Annotated in this window: 25 protein-coding genes; 17 read left to right on the top strand and 8 right to left on the bottom strand. The window is 44.8% G+C overall.

Features of this window, described 5'->3' with window-relative positions; translation table 11 throughout:
- The first annotated feature begins 99 nt into the window (after nt 1-99).
- From secA to IE165_RS05180, 5 genes are read left to right on the top strand one after another with little or no spacing between them, the layout of a single operon-like run.
- Nucleotides 100-3,405: a preprotein translocase subunit SecA gene (secA, locus tag IE165_RS05200; RefSeq protein ID WP_189625536.1), complete on the top strand. Its 3,306-nt coding sequence runs from the start codon at nt 100-102 to the stop codon at nt 3,403-3,405.
- 18 nt (nt 3,406-3,423) lie between these two features.
- Nucleotides 3,424-3,876, top strand: coding sequence for an SPOR domain-containing protein (locus IE165_RS05195; protein WP_189625535.1), 453 nt, complete (start codon nt 3,424-3,426; stop codon nt 3,874-3,876).
- A gap of 16 nt (nt 3,877-3,892) precedes the next feature.
- Nucleotides 3,893-5,077, top strand: a complete 1,185-nt coding sequence (locus IE165_RS05190; RefSeq protein WP_189625668.1) for a M20 metallopeptidase family protein — start codon at nt 3,893-3,895, stop codon at nt 5,075-5,077.
- Nucleotides 5,078-5,125: 48 nt separating this feature from the next.
- A complete protein-coding gene (locus tag IE165_RS05185; protein ID WP_189625534.1) occupies nt 5,126-5,689 on the top strand; it encodes a thiamine diphosphokinase in 564 nt (187 codons plus the stop codon).
- On the top strand, nt 5,689-6,171 hold the full coding sequence (locus IE165_RS05180) for a GNAT family N-acetyltransferase (RefSeq protein WP_189625533.1): 483 nt from the start codon (nt 5,689-5,691) through the stop codon (nt 6,169-6,171). The genes IE165_RS05185 and IE165_RS05180 overlap by 1 nt, the downstream gene beginning before the upstream one ends.
- Before the next feature lie 46 nt (nt 6,172-6,217).
- Here the strand turns inward: IE165_RS05180 and IE165_RS05175 are convergent, their stop codons facing one another.
- Entirely contained in the window at nt 6,218-7,525 is a 1,308-nt protein-coding gene (locus tag IE165_RS05175; protein WP_189625532.1) for a M20/M25/M40 family metallo-hydrolase, read from the bottom strand.
- A 100-nt stretch (nt 7,526-7,625) separates the two neighbouring features.
- On the opposite strand from IE165_RS05175, the gene IE165_RS05170 reads away from it, so the two are divergent.
- The 4 genes from IE165_RS05170 to IE165_RS18620 all read left to right on the top strand — a co-directional run bounded on the left by IE165_RS05170 (nt 7,626) and on the right by IE165_RS18620 (nt 10,248).
- Complete coding sequence (locus IE165_RS05170) at nt 7,626-7,940, top strand: rhodanese-like domain-containing protein (protein WP_189625531.1); 315 nt, start codon at nt 7,626-7,628, stop codon at nt 7,938-7,940.
- 246 nt (nt 7,941-8,186) lie between these two features.
- Complete coding sequence (locus IE165_RS05165) at nt 8,187-9,602, top strand: Glu/Leu/Phe/Val family dehydrogenase (RefSeq protein WP_189625530.1); 1,416 nt, start codon at nt 8,187-8,189, stop codon at nt 9,600-9,602.
- 114 nt (nt 9,603-9,716) lie between these two features.
- Complete coding sequence (locus IE165_RS05160) at nt 9,717-10,013, top strand: hypothetical protein (RefSeq protein WP_189625529.1); 297 nt, start codon at nt 9,717-9,719, stop codon at nt 10,011-10,013.
- Nucleotides 10,014-10,020: 7 nt separating this feature from the next.
- The gene (locus IE165_RS18620; RefSeq protein ID WP_373297910.1) at nt 10,021-10,248 is read left to right on the top strand and encodes a DUF6358 family protein; all 228 of its coding nucleotides are present in this window, start codon (nt 10,021-10,023) and stop codon (nt 10,246-10,248) included.
- Nucleotides 10,249-10,278: 30 nt separating this feature from the next.
- On the opposite strand, the gene gcvT is transcribed toward IE165_RS18620, so the two are convergent.
- From gcvT to IE165_RS05135, 5 genes are all read right to left on the bottom strand, one after another.
- Nucleotides 10,279-11,358 (bottom strand): glycine cleavage system aminomethyltransferase GcvT, encoded by a 1,080-nt coding sequence (gcvT, locus tag IE165_RS05155; RefSeq protein WP_189625667.1) that lies wholly within the window; start codon nt 11,356-11,358, stop codon nt 10,279-10,281.
- A gap of 95 nt (nt 11,359-11,453) precedes the next feature.
- A complete protein-coding gene (locus IE165_RS05150; RefSeq protein ID WP_189625528.1) occupies nt 11,454-12,278 on the bottom strand; it encodes a DUF6929 family protein in 825 nt (274 codons plus the stop codon).
- The gene (locus IE165_RS05145) at nt 12,275-12,958 is read right to left on the bottom strand and encodes a pseudouridine synthase (protein WP_189625527.1); all 684 of its coding nucleotides are present in this window, start codon (nt 12,956-12,958) and stop codon (nt 12,275-12,277) included. Before IE165_RS05145 ends, IE165_RS05150 begins: the two co-directional genes overlap by 4 nt.
- Nucleotides 12,959-13,327 (bottom strand): DUF4359 domain-containing protein, encoded by a 369-nt coding sequence (locus tag IE165_RS05140; RefSeq protein WP_189625526.1) that lies wholly within the window; start codon nt 13,325-13,327, stop codon nt 12,959-12,961.
- A gap of 146 nt (nt 13,328-13,473) precedes the next feature.
- Entirely contained in the window at nt 13,474-14,202 is a 729-nt protein-coding gene (locus tag IE165_RS05135; protein WP_229826359.1) for an SIMPL domain-containing protein, read from the bottom strand.
- 141 nt (nt 14,203-14,343) lie between these two features.
- Here IE165_RS05135 and IE165_RS05130 point away from each other — a divergent pair, with 141 nt between their 5' ends.
- The gene (locus tag IE165_RS05130) at nt 14,344-14,535 is read left to right on the top strand and encodes a cold-shock protein (protein WP_037497624.1); all 192 of its coding nucleotides are present in this window, start codon (nt 14,344-14,346) and stop codon (nt 14,533-14,535) included.
- Between the two features lie 194 nt (nt 14,536-14,729).
- On the opposite strand, the gene recO is transcribed toward IE165_RS05130, so the two are convergent.
- Entirely contained in the window at nt 14,730-15,455 is a 726-nt protein-coding gene (gene recO, locus IE165_RS05125; RefSeq protein WP_189625524.1) for a DNA repair protein RecO, read from the bottom strand.
- Nucleotides 15,456-15,719: 264 nt separating this feature from the next.
- On the opposite strand from recO, the gene rpmB reads away from it, so the two are divergent.
- The 7 genes from rpmB (at nt 15,720) to IE165_RS05090 (ending at nt 21,467) form a co-directional block, all read left to right on the top strand.
- Nucleotides 15,720-15,953, top strand: coding sequence for a 50S ribosomal protein L28 (gene rpmB / locus IE165_RS05120; protein WP_189625523.1), 234 nt, complete (start codon nt 15,720-15,722; stop codon nt 15,951-15,953).
- Nucleotides 15,954-16,024: 71 nt separating this feature from the next.
- Nucleotides 16,025-16,207, top strand: a complete 183-nt coding sequence (gene rpmG / locus IE165_RS05115; protein WP_002998409.1) for a 50S ribosomal protein L33 — start codon at nt 16,025-16,027, stop codon at nt 16,205-16,207.
- A gap of 41 nt (nt 16,208-16,248) precedes the next feature.
- Nucleotides 16,249-16,410, top strand: coding sequence for a DUF4295 domain-containing protein (locus IE165_RS05110; protein WP_189625522.1), 162 nt, complete (start codon nt 16,249-16,251; stop codon nt 16,408-16,410).
- Nucleotides 16,411-16,558: 148 nt separating this feature from the next.
- On the top strand, nt 16,559-17,521 hold the full coding sequence (ftsY, locus tag IE165_RS05105; RefSeq protein ID WP_189625521.1) for a signal recognition particle-docking protein FtsY: 963 nt from the start codon (nt 16,559-16,561) through the stop codon (nt 17,519-17,521).
- Between the two features lie 118 nt (nt 17,522-17,639).
- On the top strand, nt 17,640-18,977 hold the full coding sequence (rimO, locus tag IE165_RS05100; RefSeq protein ID WP_189625666.1) for a 30S ribosomal protein S12 methylthiotransferase RimO: 1,338 nt from the start codon (nt 17,640-17,642) through the stop codon (nt 18,975-18,977).
- 295 nt (nt 18,978-19,272) lie between these two features.
- Nucleotides 19,273-20,862, top strand: a complete 1,590-nt coding sequence (bshC, locus tag IE165_RS05095; RefSeq protein ID WP_189625520.1) for a bacillithiol biosynthesis cysteine-adding enzyme BshC — start codon at nt 19,273-19,275, stop codon at nt 20,860-20,862.
- Nucleotides 20,862-21,467 (top strand): Crp/Fnr family transcriptional regulator, encoded by a 606-nt coding sequence (locus IE165_RS05090; protein ID WP_189625519.1) that lies wholly within the window; start codon nt 20,862-20,864, stop codon nt 21,465-21,467. Before bshC ends, IE165_RS05090 begins: the two co-directional genes overlap by 1 nt.
- Here IE165_RS05090 and ctlX read toward each other — a convergent pair whose 3' ends face one another.
- On the bottom strand, nt 21,468-22,385 hold the full coding sequence (ctlX, locus tag IE165_RS05085; RefSeq protein ID WP_189625518.1) for a citrulline utilization hydrolase CtlX: 918 nt from the start codon (nt 22,383-22,385) through the stop codon (nt 21,468-21,470).
- Nucleotide 22,386 lies beyond the last annotated feature (1 nt).

Genomic DNA, 22,386 nt, shown 5'->3' with positions numbered 1-22,386 from the left:
ACATGTAATAAGTAAATTTGCCCGATTAGTGCCAAAATGTCTGCAAAAAAGGATTGGAGCCATTATTGCACAGCGGTAACCTGAGATAAAAAAATTAGTATGTTGAAATTTTTAAGTAAATTATTTGGCAGTAAGTCGGAGCGCGATATTAAATCCATACAACCTATTGTTGAAAAGATAAAAGAAGAGTATGAGAAATTGGCGACATTGTCAAACGATGAGCTTCGTGGCAAAACATTAGCCTTCAAAAATAGAATCAAAGCGTATTTAGCGGAAATAGATGAAGAAATCGCGTCTCTGAAAGCAGAAGCGGATCAGGACGAGGTGGACATGGGTAAAAAGACCGAGCTCTACGAGAAAGTAGATAAGCTTTCAAAGGATCGCGACAAGAAATTGGAAGAGGTTTTATTGGAGATACTACCCGAAGGTTTTGCGGTGGTAAAAGAGACTGCCCGTCGGTTGTCCGAAAATAAAGAAATAGAAGTTACAGCTACTGATTTTGATCGCGAATTAGCTGGTCGTAAGCCCAACGTCAGCATCAATGGCGATAAAGCCATTTGGAAAAACACGTGGTTAGCTGCTGGTACAGAAGTTACATGGAACATGGTGCATTATGATGTACAGCTGATTGGTGGTATCGTACTTCACCAAGGAAAAATATCCGAGATGTCCACCGGTGAAGGTAAAACATTAGTCGGAACGTTACCGACCTATTTAAACGCGTTGTCGGGTCAGGGTGTACATATCGTGACAGTGAATGATTACCTTGCACGTCGTGACTCGGAATGGAATGGCCCCTTGTTTGAATTCCATGGCTTAAGTGTGGATTGTATCGACAAACACCAGCCCAACTCGCCACAACGTAGAAAAGCCTATCTTTCCGATATCGTCTACGGTACAAACAATGAGTTTGGCTTCGACTACCTGCGGGATAATATGACGCAAACCCCGGATGCCATGGTACAGCGCAAATTGCACTTCGCGATGATTGATGAGGTGGATTCGGTGTTGATTGATGATGCGCGTACACCGTTAATTATTTCTGGTCCCATCCCAAGGGGTGATCAACATGAGTTCTATCAACTAAAGCCGCGGATCGAGCGTTTGGTCAATGCGCAAAAAGCATACATCAATACGGTATTCAACGATGCAAAAAAATCGATTGCAGCAGGCAACAGCGATGCAGAAGGCGGCGGAATGTCTCTTTTACGTGCGTACCGCGGTTTGCCTAAAAATAAAGCATTGATCAAATTTCTATCGGAAGGCAACCATCGACAGTTGTTGCAAAAGGTTGAAGGCTACTATATGGCCGAACAAAACCGGAACATGCCGAAAGTGGATGCGGAATTGTTCTTCGTGATTGATGAGAAAAACAACCAAGTAGAACTTACCGAGAAAGGTATTGAGCTAATTACCGCCTCGGGCGAAGATCCGTCATTCTTCATCTTGCCAGACGTCGGTTCTGAAATTGCTGATATCGAAAAATCCGACCTTTCACTGGAAGAAAAAGCGCAGCAGAAAGAAGAACTATTACGCGATTATTCCATAAAATCAGAGCGTATACACTCTATTAACCAACTGCTGAAAGCCTATACTTTATTTGAAATTGACGATCAATATATTGTTGACGAAGGAAAGGTTAAAATTGTCGATGAGCAAACCGGCCGTATTATGGAGGGTCGCCGCTATTCAGATGGTTTGCATCAAGCGATTGAAGCGAAAGAAAATGTAAAAGTAGAAGATGCTACGCAGACGTATGCAACGATCACTTTACAAAATTACTTCCGGATGTATCATAAGCTTGCCGGGATGACGGGTACGGCTTCGACAGAGGCCGGAGAGCTTTGGGAAATCTACAAGCTGGATGTGGTCGAGATTCCGACAAACCGAGCCATTCAACGCGACGATCGCCAAGACTTTATTTACCGCACAGCACGCGAAAAATACAACGCGGTAGCCCAAGAAATTCAACGCTTGACGGAAGAGGGTAGACCGGTGTTGGTCGGTACCACGTCTGTTGAGATATCCGAGTTGTTGAGCAGGATGTTGAAACTTCGCGGTATTAAGCACAATGTACTGAATGCGAAGTTGCACCAAAAGGAAGCTGACATTGTTGCCGAAGCGGGACGCCCAGGACAGGTGACCATCGCTACCAATATGGCAGGGCGTGGTACGGATATCAAGCTGACAGCTGATGTCATCGAGGCAGGTGGTTTGGCAATCATCGGTACGGAGCGTCACGAGTCGCGCCGTGTCGACAGGCAGTTGCGTGGTCGCGCCGGTCGTCAGGGAGATCCCGGATCTTCGCAGTTCTTTGTGTCGCTAGAAGACAACTTAATGCGATTATTCGCGTCCGAGCGTATCTCGAACATCATGGTTAAGATGGGCGTAGAAGACGGAGAGGTGATGCAACATAGCATGCTGACGAAATCTATCGAAAGAGCACAACGTAAAGTCGAAGAAAATAACTTTGGTATCCGTAAACGCTTGTTGGAATATGACGACGTGATGAACTCACAACGTACCGTAATCTACACCAAACGGAAGAATGCTCTTTTCGGCGAACGTCTCGATGTGGATTTGAACAACACAATATTTGATGTCGTGGAAGATGTCGTGATCGAAGCAAAAGAAGGAGGTAGCTATGAAGATTTTCAAATCGAAGTGATCCGCTTATTTGCTATTAATCCAGCGATCTCTGCAGAGGAGTTTGCGCAAACCAATGCCGTAAACTTAACCGACAAACTTTTCCAACAGATTATTGAACAATACCACCAAAAGGCACTGCATATTGCCGAACAAACATTGCCTGTGTTGACCAATGTGTTGGCGGAACGAGGTGGAATGATCGAGAATGTTGTGGTACCATTCAGCGATGGCATTCGTGGCATACAAGTTGCGACCAATTTGCACAAGGCGGTAGAGTCTCAAGGTAAAGAAGTTTTCAAATCGTTCGAAAAGGGAATTGTATTGGCGCTTATTGACGAAGCTTGGAAGGAACATTTACGCGAGATGGATGATTTGAAACAGTCTGTACAGAACGCTGTTTATGAACAGAAGGATCCGATCATCATTTACAAAATGGAAGCCTATAATTTGTTCAAGGGTATGTTGGCTTCCATGAACAAAGAAATCGTGAGCTTCTTATTCAAGGGAGAAATCCCTGGTCAGCAGCAGCAGCCACAACATATCCAGGCAGCGCGCCCCGTTCCGGCACAGCCGGCGCAGGTGAAGGCCACCAAGGCGGAATTATCGTCCCCAACAGGCGTAACCGAGGAAGATCGGGATACGCGGGAGCAGCAGGTTACACAGCCTATTCGCAAAGAACAGGTGGTGGGCCGCAACGATGAATGCCCTTGCGGGTCCGGGTTGAAATATAAAAACTGTCACGGAAAAAACAGTTAACAAAAAGTTAGATCAAAGATGTTGTATAAAGGATTGCTATTGGCGTTTGCGTGTATCGGAATTGTACAAATCGGTAAAGCCCAATCGGGCGTCGTGGAGGTGCAAAAAGACTCCCTTATCAGTCTTTTGCAGGAGTTCCGAGCGGAAAATGGCATCAATCCAACCACGGCACGTATGGTTAGTCTGGGCTCTAGAGTAATCGATAAAAAGAATGCCAAGCGCGTCAAGGTAAGGGGGTTCCGTGTGCAGATATTTTCGGGATCGAGCAGAAATGACGCCTATGCGGTACAGTCTCGTTTTCAGAACGCCTATAAAGATATAAGCAGTTATGTGAGCTATGACGAACCAAACTATCGTGTGAAGGTGGGTGATTTCCGTAGCCGTGCCGAGGCCACTAGTTTCATGCGTGTTTTACGTTCTCAGTATAATAATGTTTTTGTGTTTACCGAAGACATTTGGGCATACGAATAATAGAAAGGTCATCATGATGTTGAAAGATAAAATACAGCAACTTGCGGAGGTTTTCTTCGAAGAGACAGTCAGTATCAGAAGACATCTTCACCAATTTCCGGAGCTTTCCTTTGCAGAGTACCAAACGGCGGCGTTTGTGAAGCAAAAGCTGGACGATCTAGGTATTCCTTATGAGAGCATGGCGGGGACAGGCATTGTTGCTCTTATCCATGGCGACCAGCCGACGGGTAAGGTCTTGGCCCTACGTGCCGATATGGACGCCTTGCCGATTCAAGAAGTGGAAGGCCGCAGTTATGGATCTCAAAATGCCGGCGTAATGCATGCCTGTGGCCATGACGTACATACCTCATCCCTTTTGGGGGTAGCGGCCATCCTACAATCGTTGAAGGCAGAATTTGGCGGTACGGTCAAGCTTATTTTCCAACCCGGCGAAGAGCGTCTTCCGGGAGGTGCATCGTTGATGATTAAAGAAGGTGTATTGCAAAATCCCGCTCCCGTAGGTATTATTGGTCAACACGTGATGCCGCTAATCGAAGCGGGTAAAGTAGGCTTTCGTGTCGGCAAATACATGGCTTCCTGCGATGAGCTTTTTATGACCGTCAAAGGAAGAGGCGGACACGGTGCGCATCCCCATCAAAACATAGACCCAATTGCTATAGCAGCACAAATCATAACCGCATTGCAGCAGATCGTGAGCAGAAATGCGGATCCCCGTACACCAACAGTACTCTCTTGGGGAAAGATTATCGGAAACGGCGCGACAAATGTCATTCCCGAATCGGTATACTTGGAAGGGACATTCCGCACATTTGACGAAAACTGGCGAGCCGATGCACATAAACGTTTAGTGAAGATGGCGGTGGGCATTGCCGAAAGTATGGGGGCAACCTGTGATTTTGAAGTGCGCAAAGGCTATCCATTTTTGATCAACGAAACGCAGATCACGGAATCCTCCAGAGCCTACGCCGTGGAGTATTTAGGTGCAGACAATGTGGTGGAGCTTGACGTGTGGCCAGCTGCGGAGGATTTTTCCTATTATTCACAAGAAATTAATGCGTGTTTCTATCGCTTAGGAACCGGTAATAAAGCGGCGGGCATTACTTCGGCGGTGCACACGCCGACCTTCGATATTGATGAGAAAGCCCTAAAGACGAGCATTGGCCTAATGGCCTACATGACCATCAAGCAGCTCGGAGCTTAACCTGCCGTAAAACCTTAGCCCTTTTTCATAAGTTAGATAACCGTACAGATGTCTTCGCACCATATTGTTAAAGAAAACCAAGAACCGGCACTTATCGTGCTTTCCACCGATGCGCTGGATAGCGAAAATTTGGGACAGCTGCTGGAATGGAGCCCAACAATCATTACGGACGATTACCACATCGACTTTTTGCTTGCGCAAGGAATCAAGGTGGATGTCGTCATTACGGAGCAGGAGACCCATTACAACCAAGAACAAATCAAGCGTGTGCCGCTGAAAGAAAAAGCTTTGGTTGACGCGCTGGAATATCTTATCAACCAGCAATACAAGGCTGTAAATATTGCCTGTGATAGCCTTTCCGTCGATTTGCTACGTTATGCATCAGTCATTAATATTGTTGTCTTTGCGGCCGGGAAGCGGATGGTTTTCGTGCAGCAATCCTATGAAAAGTGGAAAGCAAAGGGAGAACGGATCTATGTGGACGAAACCCTATTGAAGTCTCTTGTTGGCTTACGTAAGGTAACCGACAATGTGTTCGAAACGGAACAGGATGGCTTCTTTTATCTTGGATTCAATACGGATGAATTTGTTGCCGTAGGAGAGCGCCTTTGATGGAAATCGTACAGGCTGGGCAAGAGGCCATATCGGTTATAGAAAACCTCGCGCAGCGCAGCTGGCGTGCTGGCTATGCCGGTGTGCTGTCATCCAATCAGATAGAATTTATGCTGGATAAGATGTATAGCCCAACTGGCTTGTTGGAGGCTATGCATGATGGGTGTATCTTTTATCTCGCGCTCGCGAATGGTAATCCCGTGGGATTTATTGGGCTAAAAACAAAGTCGTCGGCTGTATTACGGATAGAGAAGATATACCTGCTACCGGAAGTTCAGGGCAAGGGATACGGCAAGAGATTGATTAATTTTGCGATGAAACAAGCCGCAAGAGCAGACATTCCGTTCGTGCAACTCAACGTTAACAGGAAAAACAAGGCCTATTATTTTTATCTGAAGCAAGGATTTACTGTGGTGGCAGAAGTAGATATTCCCTACTACGGGTATATCTTGGACGACTACGTTATGCAGAAACCTCTTTAGATCCTCCAAAAAAAGAGCGAGCAGGGCGGACAACTGCTGGTTATCTTCAGCGAAGTTTCTCCACCCGCGTTGGGGTTTGTGTGCCTTTCACTATGCCTTCTATACCCTTGGCAATACCTTCTATACTCGACTTGATGTTGTTGATATCCAGAGTCTCTACTTCATCTTTTACCGTATGATAGTAGCTATCGCTGTCGATCTGCGAGGTAGAAAACGTATGGGCGGGAACACCTAAAGCTGCAAGTACAGCATTGTCGCTGCGGTAGAAAAGATTCTGTTGCGGATACGGGTCGGGATGGAAGGTAAAGGCGGTTCCTTTTACATGCTCTTGCATCAATTTTGCTAAGTTTGAGTTTTCATAACCCGTTACATAGAGACTATTTGGGCCAAACTTCGAATCTTTGCCGATCATCTCGATGTTGACCATGGCAACGACCTTATCCGGATCAATATGATTGGAGAAGTATTTTGAACCGAACATACCGATTTCTTCAGCCGTAAAAGCCACGAAAATAAGCGTGCGTTCATTGATAGCTGCTTTTTGGAAATATTTTGCTAACGCGATCATGGCGGTCGTCCCGGAGGCGTCGTCATCGGCACCATTGGCAATCGAATCTTGCCCAACGGCATCTAAAATCCCGATATGATCGTAATGCCCTGAAAATACCACAAACTCATCGGCTTTCGATTTTCCGGGAATAATTGCTGCGACATTAAACAGCTGGAAATCTTGCTTTGTTGCGTTTGCTGCGATCTGAAAACTTCGGATAGCACCTTTTTTTAATAGAAATACCTTACTTGGGCCGTCTTCCGTTTTTTCTTGTTTGGGTACGACATTCTCGCGGTTGAAAATCTTCTTAAAACGAGCGAGCATGGGAGCAAAAGATGGATCTATCCATACGATAGCGTTATTGGGATTTTCGCGTACGATGGCTCTAAATCGTTGAGAAAAGTCTTCGCCGGCTTTGATCTCGAGATTTTCCACCTCCGATTGCTGGTCCCACGAAAGGCTACTTACGTTATGCAGCACAATAAACTCGTCTTCTTGTAGCGCTTGGCCATTCACTTGAACAGCCTGCGTGCCATTGATCACTTTCGTTACCATAAAGCTTTGTCGATAGTTTTCTTCGGCATAAGGCTTTAGACCAGCCGCCCGGAACTCTGCGGCAATAAAATCTGCTGCCCGGGCGATATCTGAACTGAAGGACGCTCGGCCCCGCATTTCATCTGCAGACAAGGTCTCGACGATTCGCTGTATATCTGCGCGGCTTGTGATCTGTGCGATTGCCGACGGTATGAAAGACGCACTTAGTAACGATACCAAGAGCAAATAGGAGTTAAGTTTTTGGATCATATGATGCTTAAGGGTTATGTCATTTTTTCTGCAGCAGTGCTGACGAAGACAAACACCCTATTTTTAAAAATAGTATATTTGGATAAAAGTATAAAAAAATATGAAAGAAGTTACAGTCCAAGAATTGAAAGACATGCTGGATCGCAATGACGAATTTCAATTAATAGATGTTCGCGAACCCTTCGAATATGAAGTTTCCAATCTGAATGGCCTAAATATACCTTTGGCCGGGGTGGTCATTGAGGCGGACAAGATCCATCGGGATAAGCCAGTTATTATCCAATGCAGGAGCGGCAAACGAAGCGCGCAGGCCGTGATGCTGCTAGAGCAACAGGGCTTCGATAATTTGGCCAATCTGAAAGGTGGAATCTTAGCTTGGAAAGAGGAAATCGATCCAGAGATGGACGTATATTAGCCCGCAGTGGTAAAGACAAAAAAGGAAGCCAAAAAAAGCTTCCTTTTTTTTATTAATGAAATGTGCATTTTTTCAAAAATGTCATCGTAGATAACCCTTTTTTTTATCTCTCTCAAAACAAATCTGCGTTTCAAACGTAAAAAAGGTAAATGTTTTGTACGGCGCTTAAACAAGGCAACAACAAGCGTAAAGTTTCTTAAATTTATTTCGTAAAAAACCAAACATAAACACATAAACAGCAATGTTATGGCGACAGCAAACAATACCTTTTTTGAGAGTGTACAGCGCAATTTCGATAAAGCCGCGCAGTTGACGCGATTCGATAAAGGAATCTTAGACCAGATTAAAGCGTGCAATTCTATCCTGCGCGTAAAATTTCCAGTGAAAATAGGAGAAAAAATAGAAGTGATAGAAGCCTACAGGGTGCAGCATTCGCATCACAAATTACCCTGTAAAGGCGGTATTCGCTTTAGCATGGAAGTAGATCAGGAGGAAGTAATGGCTTTGGCAGCCTTGATGACCTACAAATGTGCTATCGTAAATGTTCCCTTCGGCGGCGGGAAAGGCGGGATCAAGATAGACTCCAAAAAATATTCCGCTTTTGATTTGGAGAAAATAACCAGACGCTATACCTCTGAGCTTTGCAAAAAGAATTTCATTGGACCGGGCATCGATGTTCCAGCTCCAGATTATGGAACCGGTGCACGCGAGATGAGTTGGATCCTTGATACCTATTCCTCCCTGAATCCAGGTGATATCAATGCACAGGCTTGTGTAACAGGAAAACCCATATCGCAGGGCGGTGTTCGTGGGCGTACCGAAGCAACAGGTTTGGGTGTGTTTTTTGGCGTACGGGAAGCTTGTTCGTTTGCAGAAGACATGACCAAACTCGGTTTAACAACGGGCATCGTCGGGAAGCGCGTGATCATCCAGGGATTAGGAAATGTCGGTCACCATACGGCCAAATACTTTCAAGAAGCGGGAGCCATACTTGTCGGCCTGATCGAATACGATGGCGCGATCTATGACGAGAATGGCCTGGACTTACAAGCGGTGCAGGCACACCGGCAAACGACCGGGGGGATTCTGAACTTTCCGGGAGCAACCAATTTTTCTGATCCTGCCGAGGGATTAGAGCAAGCTTGCGATATCTTGATTCCAGCAGCATTGGAGAGTGTGATCCATAAAGATAATGCAGAACGTATACAGGCGAAGATCGTTGGCGAGGCGGCCAATGGGCCACTAACCTCCGAAGCAGATGAAATTTTGGCAAAACGTGGCGTATTGGTCATTCCGGACGTTTACTTGAATGCGGGTGGAGTTACAGTATCCTATTTCGAGTGGCTGAAAAACTTAAGTCGCGTGCGTTACGGCAGGCTGGAGAAACGATTTAGTGATGATATGTACAAAGAACTCATCGATATCATTGAATCGATGACAGGCAAACGTGTCTCCGATCTAGAGCGAAAAACAATCCTGCGTGGTCCCGACGAAATCGATTTGGTACACTCTGGCTTGGAAGATACCATGATTGGTTCTTATCGCGAAATCAGAGAAATATACCAATCGCTGGAAGGTGCAGGCGACCTTCGCACCGCTGCCTTCATTTGCGCAATCAACAAAATTGGTGTTGCTTACGAAGAGTTGGGCATTTTTCCATAGGCGCCAAGCACCCGAAGCGCGATCGATTCGCTTTAAAAACGTGCTGTCTCCAACTCTTTGCAGAACGAGTTGGAGACAGCACGTTTTTAGGGATGATTTCCGTATTTTTACAGCATGCGGAATTTAGCACATCAAACCAAACAGGCATTTTATTTCAGTATAGGATTTTACTTCTTGGCTGTGCTGATGAAGTTGATGCATTTTTCCTTTGCAGATATACTCATCAGTGTTGCTTTGCTGCTGTCGTTGGTATGGACGGTTTTGGTGCTGCGGGAAGTGATGCTATCGACTAAATTATCGAATACAGCGCGTTTGTTGTTAATTATTTTTATCATCTTTGGCAATATAATCGCCGGCATTGTCTATTTTTTCTTTATCCGCGAGCGGGTAATCAATACGACCGGAAACTAGATAACCCATGACAAAATATTTCATTTTAAACGTTGTTCTTAACTTTGCTATCGCTTTTTTAGTGTATAGCGGCATCATGTCTTTCCAATCCGGCAATCATCTCTTTCTGTTCGTTTCCATTGCCTTGCTGGTCGTTTTGGTTTATTTAAAAGTAGTATTGCTAAAGATTGTCAAAAAAAATGCAGCGGCAAAAGCCAATAGCACCGTAACGAAGAAAGCAAAAAAAAGGAGCTGAATGACCGCTCCTCTCTATGCTGTATATTTATTATTTAACGAATGGTGGTTTGCGCACCATAGCCTTGATACGCTGATTGCGTATACCGATAAAAATCTCGGTACCCTCTTTAGCAAATGCGCTATCGACATAGCCTAAACCGATAGATTTTTTTAAAGTAGGCGATTGCGTTCCTGAAGTAACACGGCCGATTTTGTTGCCTTCGACATCGACGATCTCATAGTCGTGACGAGGAATGCCACGGTCGATCATCTCAAAACCAACCAATTTCTGCGTCACGCCGCGTTCTTTCTCCGCTTTCAGGTCGGCGCTGTTCACAAAGTCCTTGGTAAATTTTGTTACCCAGCCCAAACCTGCTGCAAGGGGAGAAGTGCTGTCATCGATATCATTGCCATATAGGCAAAATCCCATCTCCAAACGCAGGGTATCGCGAGCGCCTAAGCCTATGGGCTTAATACCGTATGATGCTCCCGCTTCAAAGATTGCGTCCCACACCTTTTGTGCGTCTTCATTGGCCATATAGATCTCAAATCCGCCAGCACCGGTATAGCCTGTTGCCGAAATCAAAACGTTCGCTACGCCCGCAAACGTACCTTTTTGAAACGTGTAATATTCCATACGCGCCAGCTCGATATCGGTTAGAGACTGCAGCGCTTCGGCAGCTTTGGGTCCTTGTACTGCAAATAGTGCGGTTTGATCTGAAATGTTTTTCATTTCCACGCCTTCGGTGTTGTATTTGCTAATCCAATTCCAATCCTTCTCGATGTTGGACGCATTAACCACTAGAAAATAAGTCTGCTCATCAATACGGTAGGTCAGGAAATCGTCTACGATGCCGCCTGTTTCGTTAGGCATATATGCATACTGCACCTTTCCGTCATACAGCTTCGATACGTCATTGGATGATATCTTTTGAATCAGATCGATCGCTTTTTCCCCTTTCAGGATAAACTCCCCCATATGGCTGACGTCGAACACGCCAACACCCTTTCGAACGGTTTCGTGTTCATCGTTTATCCCTGAATATTGTACAGGCATATTAAAGCCCGCAAAAGGCACCATTTTAGCTCCAAGCTTGCTGTGCTGCTCGGAGAGCGCAGTGTTTTTAATCATAGCAATCTGATAAATTCAATTTTTCCAAAAATAGACAAAAAACAGCATTTATGTCTGATAATTACACGTAGTTTGCATTTTACGCAATCGATTTAACGCGGTATGGTCACTTTGTATATCTTGGATGCCGATACATCCGCGTCTTCGTCTTCGCAAAGCAAAAATTCCAATCGATGTTTGCTTTTCCGGAATAGGCTGATGCCCTCAAACTTGTTTTTTTCGGATAGCGTTTGCGTGTACTCCAGTTTGCGTGTTTTAGGATCTAAGCGGCCGATTAACGTACCCTTTATTTCACCATCGTGATAGCTGGAGTTGCTGTCTTCCGCAGCAGCGGTAAAGTAGATTTTGCCATCAACAAGGGTCGCATCGGTGAAGCCTGTTTCCACGGCTTGCAAGGTCGGTAGGCTAACGGCGAAAAAGTCTTTTGGTCGGAAGGTGCGTTTCTCCAAGATGAAGACGCCGTTTTTCTTGTTTGGCCCATTGCCCCGGTTGAATAGCCACCATTCATTGCCCATGGACACAGCCCCTTCAATGTTAAAGTCTTTGTCAGAAATGCCGAACTTTTGCATCAGGTTCTCGTAAACCGGCTTCAGATCGATGCTGTCTTTTGCGTTCCGCTCAGGATTGTAGGTTATCAAGCTGTTCCTCCTCGCGCCCGATCCGGATCCGAAGACGTAAAAGACACCTTTAGTCTGCGTGATAGCTTCAAAGTCTGCTTTTTGCTTTTTGGGCACATTTTCGGCAATATCATTCCATATCAATGTGTCTTTAGCCAATTGTTGTGCTTTCATGTCATACCTGTACAACAGGATGCTATTGTCTGATACGATCACGATTTTCTTGTCTTGGTAGACAATGCCCGATGCGGCAGCGATACCTTGTATCGTGAGCAAAACTTCGATAATAAGTTCTTTCATAGCGTTATCTTTAAGAGATCAAGTACACGGAGGAATTCCGGCTGCAAAGGCGCGTGTATAGCTACAGGAGCCTGCGTCTTGGGCTGGATAAATTGTAAGGTATGTGCGTGGAGCATCATCGTATCCATATTAAACGTCTCTTTCCACATTCTATTTTGCTTGTTGCAGCCATGCGGACGATCGGCCAGAATCGGGTGGGATATATGGGCAAAGTGCTTCCGGATTTGGTGCATCCTTCCTGTCTCGGGGTTAGCCTCGACCAACGAATAGCGCGACGTTGGAAATTTGCCCAACGGCAAGTCTATTTCTGTTCGGAAAAGCGTTTTAAAATGCGTAGCGGCATCCTGCAGCTTGCCATTTTCTTTGCGTAGGGCATAATCTATGGTACCACAATCATCGGTGAAACCACGGACGACAACGAGGTACGTCTTTTCCATGGCCTTATTCGCAAAAAGTTGCTGGGCTAGCGCATCCATTTCCTTATTCAACGAAAAAAGTAGTACACCTCCCGTTTTACGGTCAAGCCGATGTGCAGGGTATACAGGTTTTTGTATCTGGTCGCGTAACATCTGCAGAGCAAATTCAGACGTATCGGCGGCGATGGATGAGCGGTGCACAAGCAGACCATGTGGCTTGTTTACCGCGATAAGGTCATCGTCTTGATAAAGAATATCCAGCATCTACTTTGCTTTGATCATTTCAACGATTTCGGACGCTTTCTCATCTATCTTGGAGCTCAGCCATACATTCCCGAATGCACCGACACCCAAAATTTGTTCGTCGCGTTCCCATCGTACTTTAGCAACCGAAAACAGGTAGTAATTTTTGACGACGATATGGTTTTTCATAAACTGATCGATAAGTGTGTTTCCAAAAAGCTGCACCCCAAAATCTACGACACTACTGTTTTTCGTCCCTGCATGCTGTTTCAAAAGTTCGATTGCCTTGGCACGGATTTTCGACTCATGTTGTGCTGCACTAGGGTTGGTAAAAAATGCCGCCAGCATAGCTGCAATGATGGCTAGCGCAATGATTCTCGTTTTGCTCATATCGTTACAAAAATACAATTTTAAGTCGGCAAAGTGAGGATGGTAAAATCATCACGCTAAATGCGGGATATAAAAAAGGTGGAGACATGCTCCACCCTTATAAACTTTTTATGCTGATCGCCATTTTCAACGATGTTGATCGGTCCTTACAGAAGCTCGAACACCCCGTCGATATTGCAGGTAAGCTTGATCGGACGTACGCTGATGTCGAGTTCTTGATCCATATTTCCCACCCCATCAGCGGCTTCCATCTGTACCTTCGCCATACTATAGGCACGGGGAGTGGGCATGATGTCGTTCCATCCAAAAGAACTGTTGTCGTTGATCGCCAACGCTTTACCAATCTTGTCACCGGTAGCGGATGCGATGATCTCGGCATTGGCCCGTGCATCCTGTACTGCAGCGACCTTAAGCTCTTTTTCAATTTGGCGTTTTTGCGAGTGGTCATAGCCGCTGATGGACGTGCTTTGTACGCCCTTTGGATCTACCTTGTCCATCATGCTGTTCAACCCATTCAGGTTACTGATCTTCAGTCGATATTGTTTGGCCTGCAGCAATTCGGTATTGCCCTTTTTCTTAGTTTCAGCATTGTAGCTGTAAATGTTTTGGATGGTAAAATCTTCTTTTTTGACTCCTATCGATAGTGCAGCATCATACAGTTGCTTCTCCAGTGTTTCAATATCCACCTTTTTCTTGTTATTGCCATCCGCAAAATACTCTTTCAGGGAGATAGAAAGGTAGACGATATCCGGTGTCACCTCTTTTTCGGCATAGCCACGTGTAGATACTTTCCGACTGAACTCATTGTTGTTCGTTTGCGCCGCTGCGTAGGTGGCGATGCAAACCGCTAAAATTAAACCTGCAAATTTTTTCATGTTCATTGTTTTATACTTCATACAAAAATGTATACGCTTTGTTTGACGTAAAAAGATTGATTTCGTTTAAAAAATTAGAAGAAATAAAGGCACAATGAAAAATAATTTATACCTTTAGTCTTAATACAAAATAAAATTAAAATGCAAGAAGGTGTAGTAAAATTCTTTAATGAGACCAAAGGTTTCGGTTTCATCATTCCTAACTCTGGCGAGAGCGAGATCTTTGTTCACGTTTCAGGTTTAGTAGACAAAGTTCGTGAGAATGATCATGTATCATTTGAAATTGAGCAAGGCCGTAAAGGTCTTAATGCGGTAAATGTAAAGCTTATCTAAAATAGATTTCAGATATATTTATTGTGAAAAAGCCAGATCGAACAGATCTGGCTTTTTTTGTTAAGGGTTGGAATTGCCAAAGGGGTTTTTAAAAACCATTCCATAAGTGCATTTTATTAAGTTAAGTAAAGATAAATTGTGCTGTTACTGTATTTCAACAAAACAAGTTGCGAAATGTTTAGGAAGTGGTGTTTTTATTGGAAAACCTCTTCTAAAATATATAGCGAGTGAACGCTCCCAAAATTTTCTGTATGCAATTTGTAGAACTCAAGCGTTTTTTCCAGCAGGTATTTGCGGTCTTCTTTGCCCATCCGGATCTGTTGGGCGTCTTCGAAGCTCGTTTTTAGCAGCGCCTGAAAAAAGGAGGTATGTGGTTGTTGTAAGATATGGCTGTGGGCAGGTAGGTTGTCGCAAAATACACCGTCCAACAAATCGAAATAGGGGAATTGGCGCGAACTATGATGTGACGGTAGAAATCCGAGGAAGCGACTTAATTTGATGAGAAATAGCAGATGGAAATTAGCAAGACCGTCGCTAGCGCTATCTAACCATAAAACGGCCTGCCGGACGTAATGGAATAAATGGGGATCAGGCGATTGCTGGCGTAGCACTTTATACAAGATTTCATCAAGAAATAGCGCGATGGATCTTTTGGTCATACTGAAAGGAATGTCGCGCAGTACGGGCAGCTGATGCACCTCCTTGATGCGTTGCAGTCCGCCATTGTCTTTTTGGTATACCACCATATCCAACGGGTGTAGCGGCTGGAATAGGTTCGCAGCAATCTTAGCCTTCGGCTTTTTCGCGCCGTTGATAAGATAGGCCTGCATGCCGAAAGATTCGGTAAATACATGGACCACCAAACTGCTCTCCGCGTAGTTTGTGGTCTTTAAAGCGATTCCTTTCGTTTTGTGAAGCATGTCTAGATTACAGAAAAGACAAAGATACAAAGGCCTGATCAAAGAACGCGCCGTGGTGGGTGTGAATTGTGGAAAACTATTTGTGGGTCACGTCGCCAAGTGCGGCAAAAAAAATCCTTATTTTTGCTGCTCTCAGCAAGCTATTCCCTGAATAATTAAAATTATTCTTTTCCGTGCTTGCAATTCACGAAAGAAATATTGATATTTGCAAACTCTTTGTGAAAAGAGTAAAAAGACAACAGATAACATTAAAAATCAAATATCATGTCAAGAATTTGTGATTTAACAGGCAAGGCGGCATTAAAAGGAAATAACGTTTCGCACTCTAACGTTAAGACTAAGCGTAAATTTTACCCAAATTTACAGACTAAACGTTTCTACATTCCAGAAGAAGATCGTTGGATTACGTTGAAAGTATCCACATCAGCACTCAAGACAATCAACAAAAACGGTATTACAGCAGTAATCAATAAATTTATCCAAAAAGGATCTATTTAATCGTTACCGCCTGTTATCAAAATATTCATGAAATCTATCCGCTTATCGGCGGATTAAACAACGTATAAACAATGGCTAAAAAGGGAAATAGAGTACAGGTAATCCTAGAATGTACTGAGCACAAGGAAAGTGGTCTTCCGGGCATGTCTCGTTATATCACAACGAAAAATAAAAAGAACACGACAGAGCGTTTGGAGCTGAAGAAATTCAACCCTGTGCTTAGAAAAGTTACTGTTCATAAGGAAATTAAGTAATTAACCGTTAGGGCGTCTCGTCCAACTAAAAATAAAAGACAATGGCAAAGAAAGCAGTTGCATCATTACAAAAAGGTGGTGGTAAAGAGTTTACCAAAGTTGTTCTTACTACTAAATCTGCAAAAACTGGCGCGTATACTTTCAAAGAGAGTATGGTGCACAATGACAAGGTAAAAGAAGTCTTAGCAACAGCTGCCAAATAGGTAGCGCGGGAATTATTCCTTTTTAAGATTTTCGCTTGAAAAATAAAGAAGCCGTTTTGGTATACGCCGAAAGGGCTTTTTTAGTATAGCTGAATTTGACTATATTTGACAGGCTAAAAACAAGGCTCAACCACACATAGAGGACATTATGGGATTATTCGATTTCTTTAAAAAAAAGCAGGAAACAGAAGAGGCACAAGAGGCACTCGATAAAGGTCTGGAAAAAACCAAAGCGGGTTTTCTGTCCAAGATTACCAAAGCCGTGGTCGGTAAATCTACCATAGACGACGAGGTGTTGGACAATCTGGAAGAGGTATTAGTCATGTCGGATGTGGGGGTTACAACGACCTTGAAGATTGTCGATCGTATTCAACAGCGTGTTGCGCGCGATAAGTATGTAGGCACAGACGACCTGAACAAGCTTTTAAAAGAAGAGATTCAAGATTTGTTAGCCGAAAATAACAGCAACGATTTCGAAACGTTCGAATATGGGGACCATAAACCCTATGTGATTATGGTTGTTGGTGTAAATGGGGTAGGCAAAACGACTACGATCGGTAAGCTGGCCCATCAACTGAAAGAGGCCGGCAACAAGGTGGTGCTTGGAGCTGCGGATACCTTCCGTGCGGCTGCTGTAGACCAGATCCAGCTTTGGGGGGAACGCGTTGGGGTTCGTGTTGTGGCACAACCGATGGGATCAGATCCCGCTTCCGTAGCGTATGATACCGTCAAATCGGCTATTTCCAACGGCGATGATGTGGCTATTATCGATACGGCCGGCCGACTTCATAATAAAGTCGGTTTAATGAACGAGCTTACCAAGATCAAAAACGTGATGCAAAAAGTAGTGCCCGATGCGCCGCATGAAATTTTATTGGTGCTGGACGCTTCGACCGGGCAAAATGCGATCGAACAAGCAACGCAGTTTACCCAAGCTACAGATGTTAATGCGTTGGCTTTGACGAAGCTCGATGGGACGGCCAAAGGTGGTGTTGTAATCGGTATCTCGGATCAATTCAAAATACCGGTCAAGTATATCGGTGTCGGCGAGAAAATCGCGGACCTGCAGCTATTCAACAAAAAGGATTTTGTGGAAAGCCTGTTTAAGTAGCGAGCTTTAGCAGATCGAGCATATAATAAGAGCGCCTACGATCGTATCGATCGGGGTGGGTTAAGCAATAGCAAAGCGCGCTATGATCATAGATCGCTTTTGCGATGAAGAGAAGAAGATGAAAACAAAATATGCAAAGACAACAGCACCCTTGGTAGCAAAACCCCGGGTAAATGTTGTTACACTGGGTTGTTCAAAAAATATACACGACTCCGAAGTACTGATGGGCCAGTTGAAAGGCAATCAAATGGAGGTAGTTCATGAAGCCAGCAATATACAAACAAACGATATTGTGGTGATAAACACCTGCGGTTTTATCGATAACGCGAAACAGGAGTCGATCGATACTATTCTGCAGTATTCTGAGTTGAAAGACCAAGGCAAGGTAAACAAGGTTATCGTTACAGGTTGTCTTTCGGAGCGGTATAAACCGGAGCTACAAGCCGAAATTCCGAACGTAGATGCTTTTTTCGGTACAAACGATCTACCGGAATTGCTGTCTACCATTGGTGCTGATTATCGTCACGAGTTGTTAGGGGAACGCTTGCTGACCACACCCTCCCATTTTTCATATTTTAAGATAGCCGAGGGATGTAATCGGCCCTGCTCATTTTGCGCCATTCCTTTGATGCGGGGCAAGCATATTTCCAAATCGATTGATGACTTGGTAAAGGAAGCAAAATTCTTAGCATCCAATGGCACAAAAGAATTGATTCTTATCGCCCAGGATCTGACCTATTACGGGTTGGATATTTATGGAAAGCGTAATCTTTCCGACTTGATGCGGCATCTGTCCGATGTCGACGGTATTGAATGGATCCGACTACAGTATGCTTATCCTTCGGGCTTTCCGATGGATATTTTGGATGCGATGAACGAACGCTCCAACATTTGTAACTACCTGGATATGCCGCTGCAGCATATTAGTGACAACATGTTGAAATCCATGCGCCGCGGTACAACCAAACAAAAGCAGGTCGACTTGGTGAACCAGATTCGCGACAAAGTTCCGGATATTGCGTTGCGTACCACCCTAATTTGTGGCTATCCCGGCGAAACAGTTCAAGACTATCAAGAGATGTTGGAATGGGTAGAAGAGACACGCTTCGATCGTCTAGGATGTTTTACCTATTCGCATGAAGAGAAAACCCATGCCTATGAGCTGGTCGACGATGTGCCGGAAGAGGTAAAAGAGGCGCGTGTAGAAGAGATCATGGAGATACAGCAGGGGATTTCCTTTGAAAAAAACCAAGATAAAGTAGGGCAGACATACAAGGTCTTAGTCGATCGTGTAGATGGTGATTATTTTATCGGACGCACCGAATACGATTCGCCAGAAGTTGACAATGAAGTCATACTGCATGCGAAAGACAACTATGCGCGCATCGGTGATTTCGTTCAGGTTTATATCGATCGTGCGGAAGATTTTGATCTCTACGGAACGATCGTCAAATAGCAGAAGCGTATGTTAAGAAGGAGCACGGACAAAAGACCCGTGCTTTTTTTATGGTTTGGACGCCGCAAATAGCTTAGACGTCTCTATGTAGCAAGACATGCGGGTATAGCATGTCGTCCCTATTCTATAAACCTATTGTCAAATAAGTAATAAAATCAGCAGGTATGGAAGGCGTATTATTAAAAATATGTAATTTGGACCTGCTGTTTAGGATATGCTATTGGCGTGTGGACTTCGGAAATGCGAAAACCATTGCGTTATACAGGACCTTAAACAATAACCGTAGAAGAGATTAATGAAAGCAACTTATATCGATTACAGCGATACCAATAGTTTTTCGAAGACCTTATTGGCGTATTTGGCAAACGACGAACAGCTGCAGCCTTTTTATGGTGAGCGGCCAAACTTGGATGGCTTTCGGGCACAAATGGATCGTAAAAAGGGATTTTCGCACCGCGAACGGCTAGTGTCCCAATTGGAGGAGCAGTATGGAGCTGCACTAACGGACAATCCCCGCGTTGCTGAGCACATTGCGCTTTTGAGAGAGCCAAATACCTTTACGGTTACCACGGGACATCAGCTCAATATATTCACAGGCCCCCTTTATTTTATTTTTAAGATCATTACGGCCATACGGCTTGCTAAGGATCTGAAGAAGGCGTTTCCGGCCTACAATTTTGTTCCGGTGTACTGGATGGCAACGGAAGATCATGATTTTGCAGAGATCAACAATACGCGTGTATTTGGTAAAAAGATTTTGTGGGATGTGCCTGCTGTTTCAGGTACAGGTCGGATGTCGACGTCGAGCATGCAGGAAACTGTGAAACAATATTGCAATACATTTGGTATATCGCCCAATGCGGATCGTCTTAAGACAATTGTTGAGGAGGCTTACCTACAAGATAGGTCGTTGGCCGATGCTACACGGGAGATGGTTAATGCGCTGTTTAAACAAGAAGGTCTGGTTATTATCGATGCGGACTGTAAGGCGCTGAAAGAACCGTTTATCCCATATATACTGCAGGATATACTCGAACAAAAGAGTATAAAAGCCATCGAAAACAGCTCGAAAAAACTTACAGAGCTGGGTTTCCAAACGCAGGTGCACGCGCGTGAAATCAATTTTTTTTACCTGACAGATGAATTTCGGGAGCGGATTGTGCGCACGGAAGATGGCCGGTTTGAGGTGCTGCATCAAGGTCTATTTTTCTCTGCGGAAGAAATGAAGGCAGAAATAGAGCAGTTTCCCGAACGCTTTAGCCCCAACGTCGTGATGCGCCCCTTGTACGAAGAGATCATTCTTCCCAATCTTGCTTACATCGGTGGCGGAGCGGAAATTGTCTACTGGTTGCAGTTGCGTGCGAATTTCAATCAATACGATGTCCCTTATCCTATCCTGATTCCTAGAAACTCGGCCATGGTTACGGATGATGCTGTGGCGGGCAAGATCTATCGCTTGGATCTAACCTTCAAGCGCATTTTCAAATCAGCAGATGAACTAAAAAGCGAATACGTACGCCGACACACCAAGCATCGCCTGAACCTACGCGACGAGTGGATGGAATTGAACGCCATCTTCGGTAAGATCAAATTGCGTACACATAAGATTGATCCGAGTTTAAGTGCGAGCACCGAGGCGGTTAAGGCGAGATTGAAAAAGGCCATCAATAACTTGGAGAAAAAGCTGCTCAAGGCCGATAAGCATAACTATGAAGAAGCACTTGTACAGATCGAGCGCGTGAAGGATAAGCTGTTTCCAAATGGTGGTCTGCAGGAGCGATCCGAAAATTTTGCCGCGTTGTATATCAAATATGGGGAGCAGCTTATTCAAGAACTGGAAAAGCATTTCAACCCCTTGGATTTTAAATTTACCATACTATACTAGTGGATAAGGCAGGATACAATTTGGTCGGTAGTAGGTTCTACACATATTACAGCGAGAAAGGCGGCCTGACGGACGAGCAATTTGAGCTGTTGAAGCCCTATTTTTCGTTCCGCACCGTTCCGCACAACACCTTTCTGCTTCGCGCGGGAGAGCTCAGCCATTATGCCTTTTTCGTCGAGCAAGGCTTGTTGCAGTCCTTTTCGTTGGATGAAAAAGGCGGTGAGCATATCTTGCAGTTTGCGCCAGAAAATTGGATTATTTCCGATCGAGCCAGTCAATATTTCAATAAGGCATCCGACTATTATATCAAAGCGATAGAGCACTCGACGATCGTCTTCATCCAGCCCGAATTTATGGAAAACGCGTCGTCGTGGAGTAGCGCCTTTGCCTGTTTCTTGGAGAACTCCTTGCAGCGCAATATCTACATTCAACAAAAACGAATCAATTCCTTGCTGGCGATGACCGCAAAGGAGCGCTACCTTTCGTTTATGGAAATGTATCCAAGCCTTCTTCTGCGTGTTCCGCAATGGATGATCGCCTCCTATCTAGGGATCACTCCAGAGAGCTTGAGCCGCGTGCGCCGCGAGTTGCTAAACGACCGTTAGTTAATAGAATATTTCCGCTAACATACAGCGTGCACTGCCGCCTCCTGCCGTTTCGATCGTGTCAAGTGGTGCATGGATGATCTCCCCAAATGTCTGTAGCTGCGACAGCTGCGCTGCGGTGAAACTGCGATAGGCTTGGCTACTCATAACAATATGCGGTTTTCCCGTCGTTGATTTAACCTCCAAGATATTGCCAGCAAAATGCTGCATCTGCGATTCCGTTATCGCAATCACTTGCCGCCCATCGGTCTCCAGTTTATGCTGCATTTCTTTGCGAAGATGGTTATTGTCTATGCTATCTAAGCAAACCACGGCAAAGTTGTTGCCCAAGGCCATCATGACGTTACTATGGTAAATAGGTTTCCGTTCGCCATCAACACTTTGATAGGCCTCGAAGATAAAGGGTTCGTAGTCCATGTCCGCGCAAAACCTATGGACGACGCTGGAATGTGCCCGTGGCGACAGGGAGCAATAAGCTACGCGGTTTATGCGATCCAGTATCAGGCAGCCGGTGCCTTCCAAGAAACGATTTTCTTGTTCATAGGCCGTATAATCGATCGAGGTAGGAAATCGCAATCCACGATCTTGCAACTGCATTACGTAGTTTAGTTGTCGCTCTCGCCGCCTGTTTTCAGCAAACATCGGGTACAGCACCGTTGTATGTTGATGAAAAGAGATACAGTTGTTTGGGAAAATGCTGTCGGGAGTATCATATCGGCCATCGTCCTGTATGACGACCGTGTTGATTTGGTGGTCGGCCAAGCACCGTACCAATTGGTCAAACTCCTGTTGGGCACGTTGCGTGATGTTATCCCCGGAGACCTCTTCTTGAAAATAGTTGTTTACGGCTGTCTGTTCATTTTTGCGGAAATGAAAGGGACGTACCAGTAGGAGCGTATCTGTCGTTTGCGTCGTCATA

The sequence above is a fragment of the Sphingobacterium griseoflavum genome, from assembly GCF_014653155.1.
GTDB classification, from domain to species: Bacteria; Bacteroidota; Bacteroidia; order Sphingobacteriales; family Sphingobacteriaceae; genus Sphingobacterium; species Sphingobacterium griseoflavum.
The sequence above is the reverse complement of the archived record's forward strand: the minus strand, read 5'-3'. Positions and strand labels throughout refer to the sequence as shown.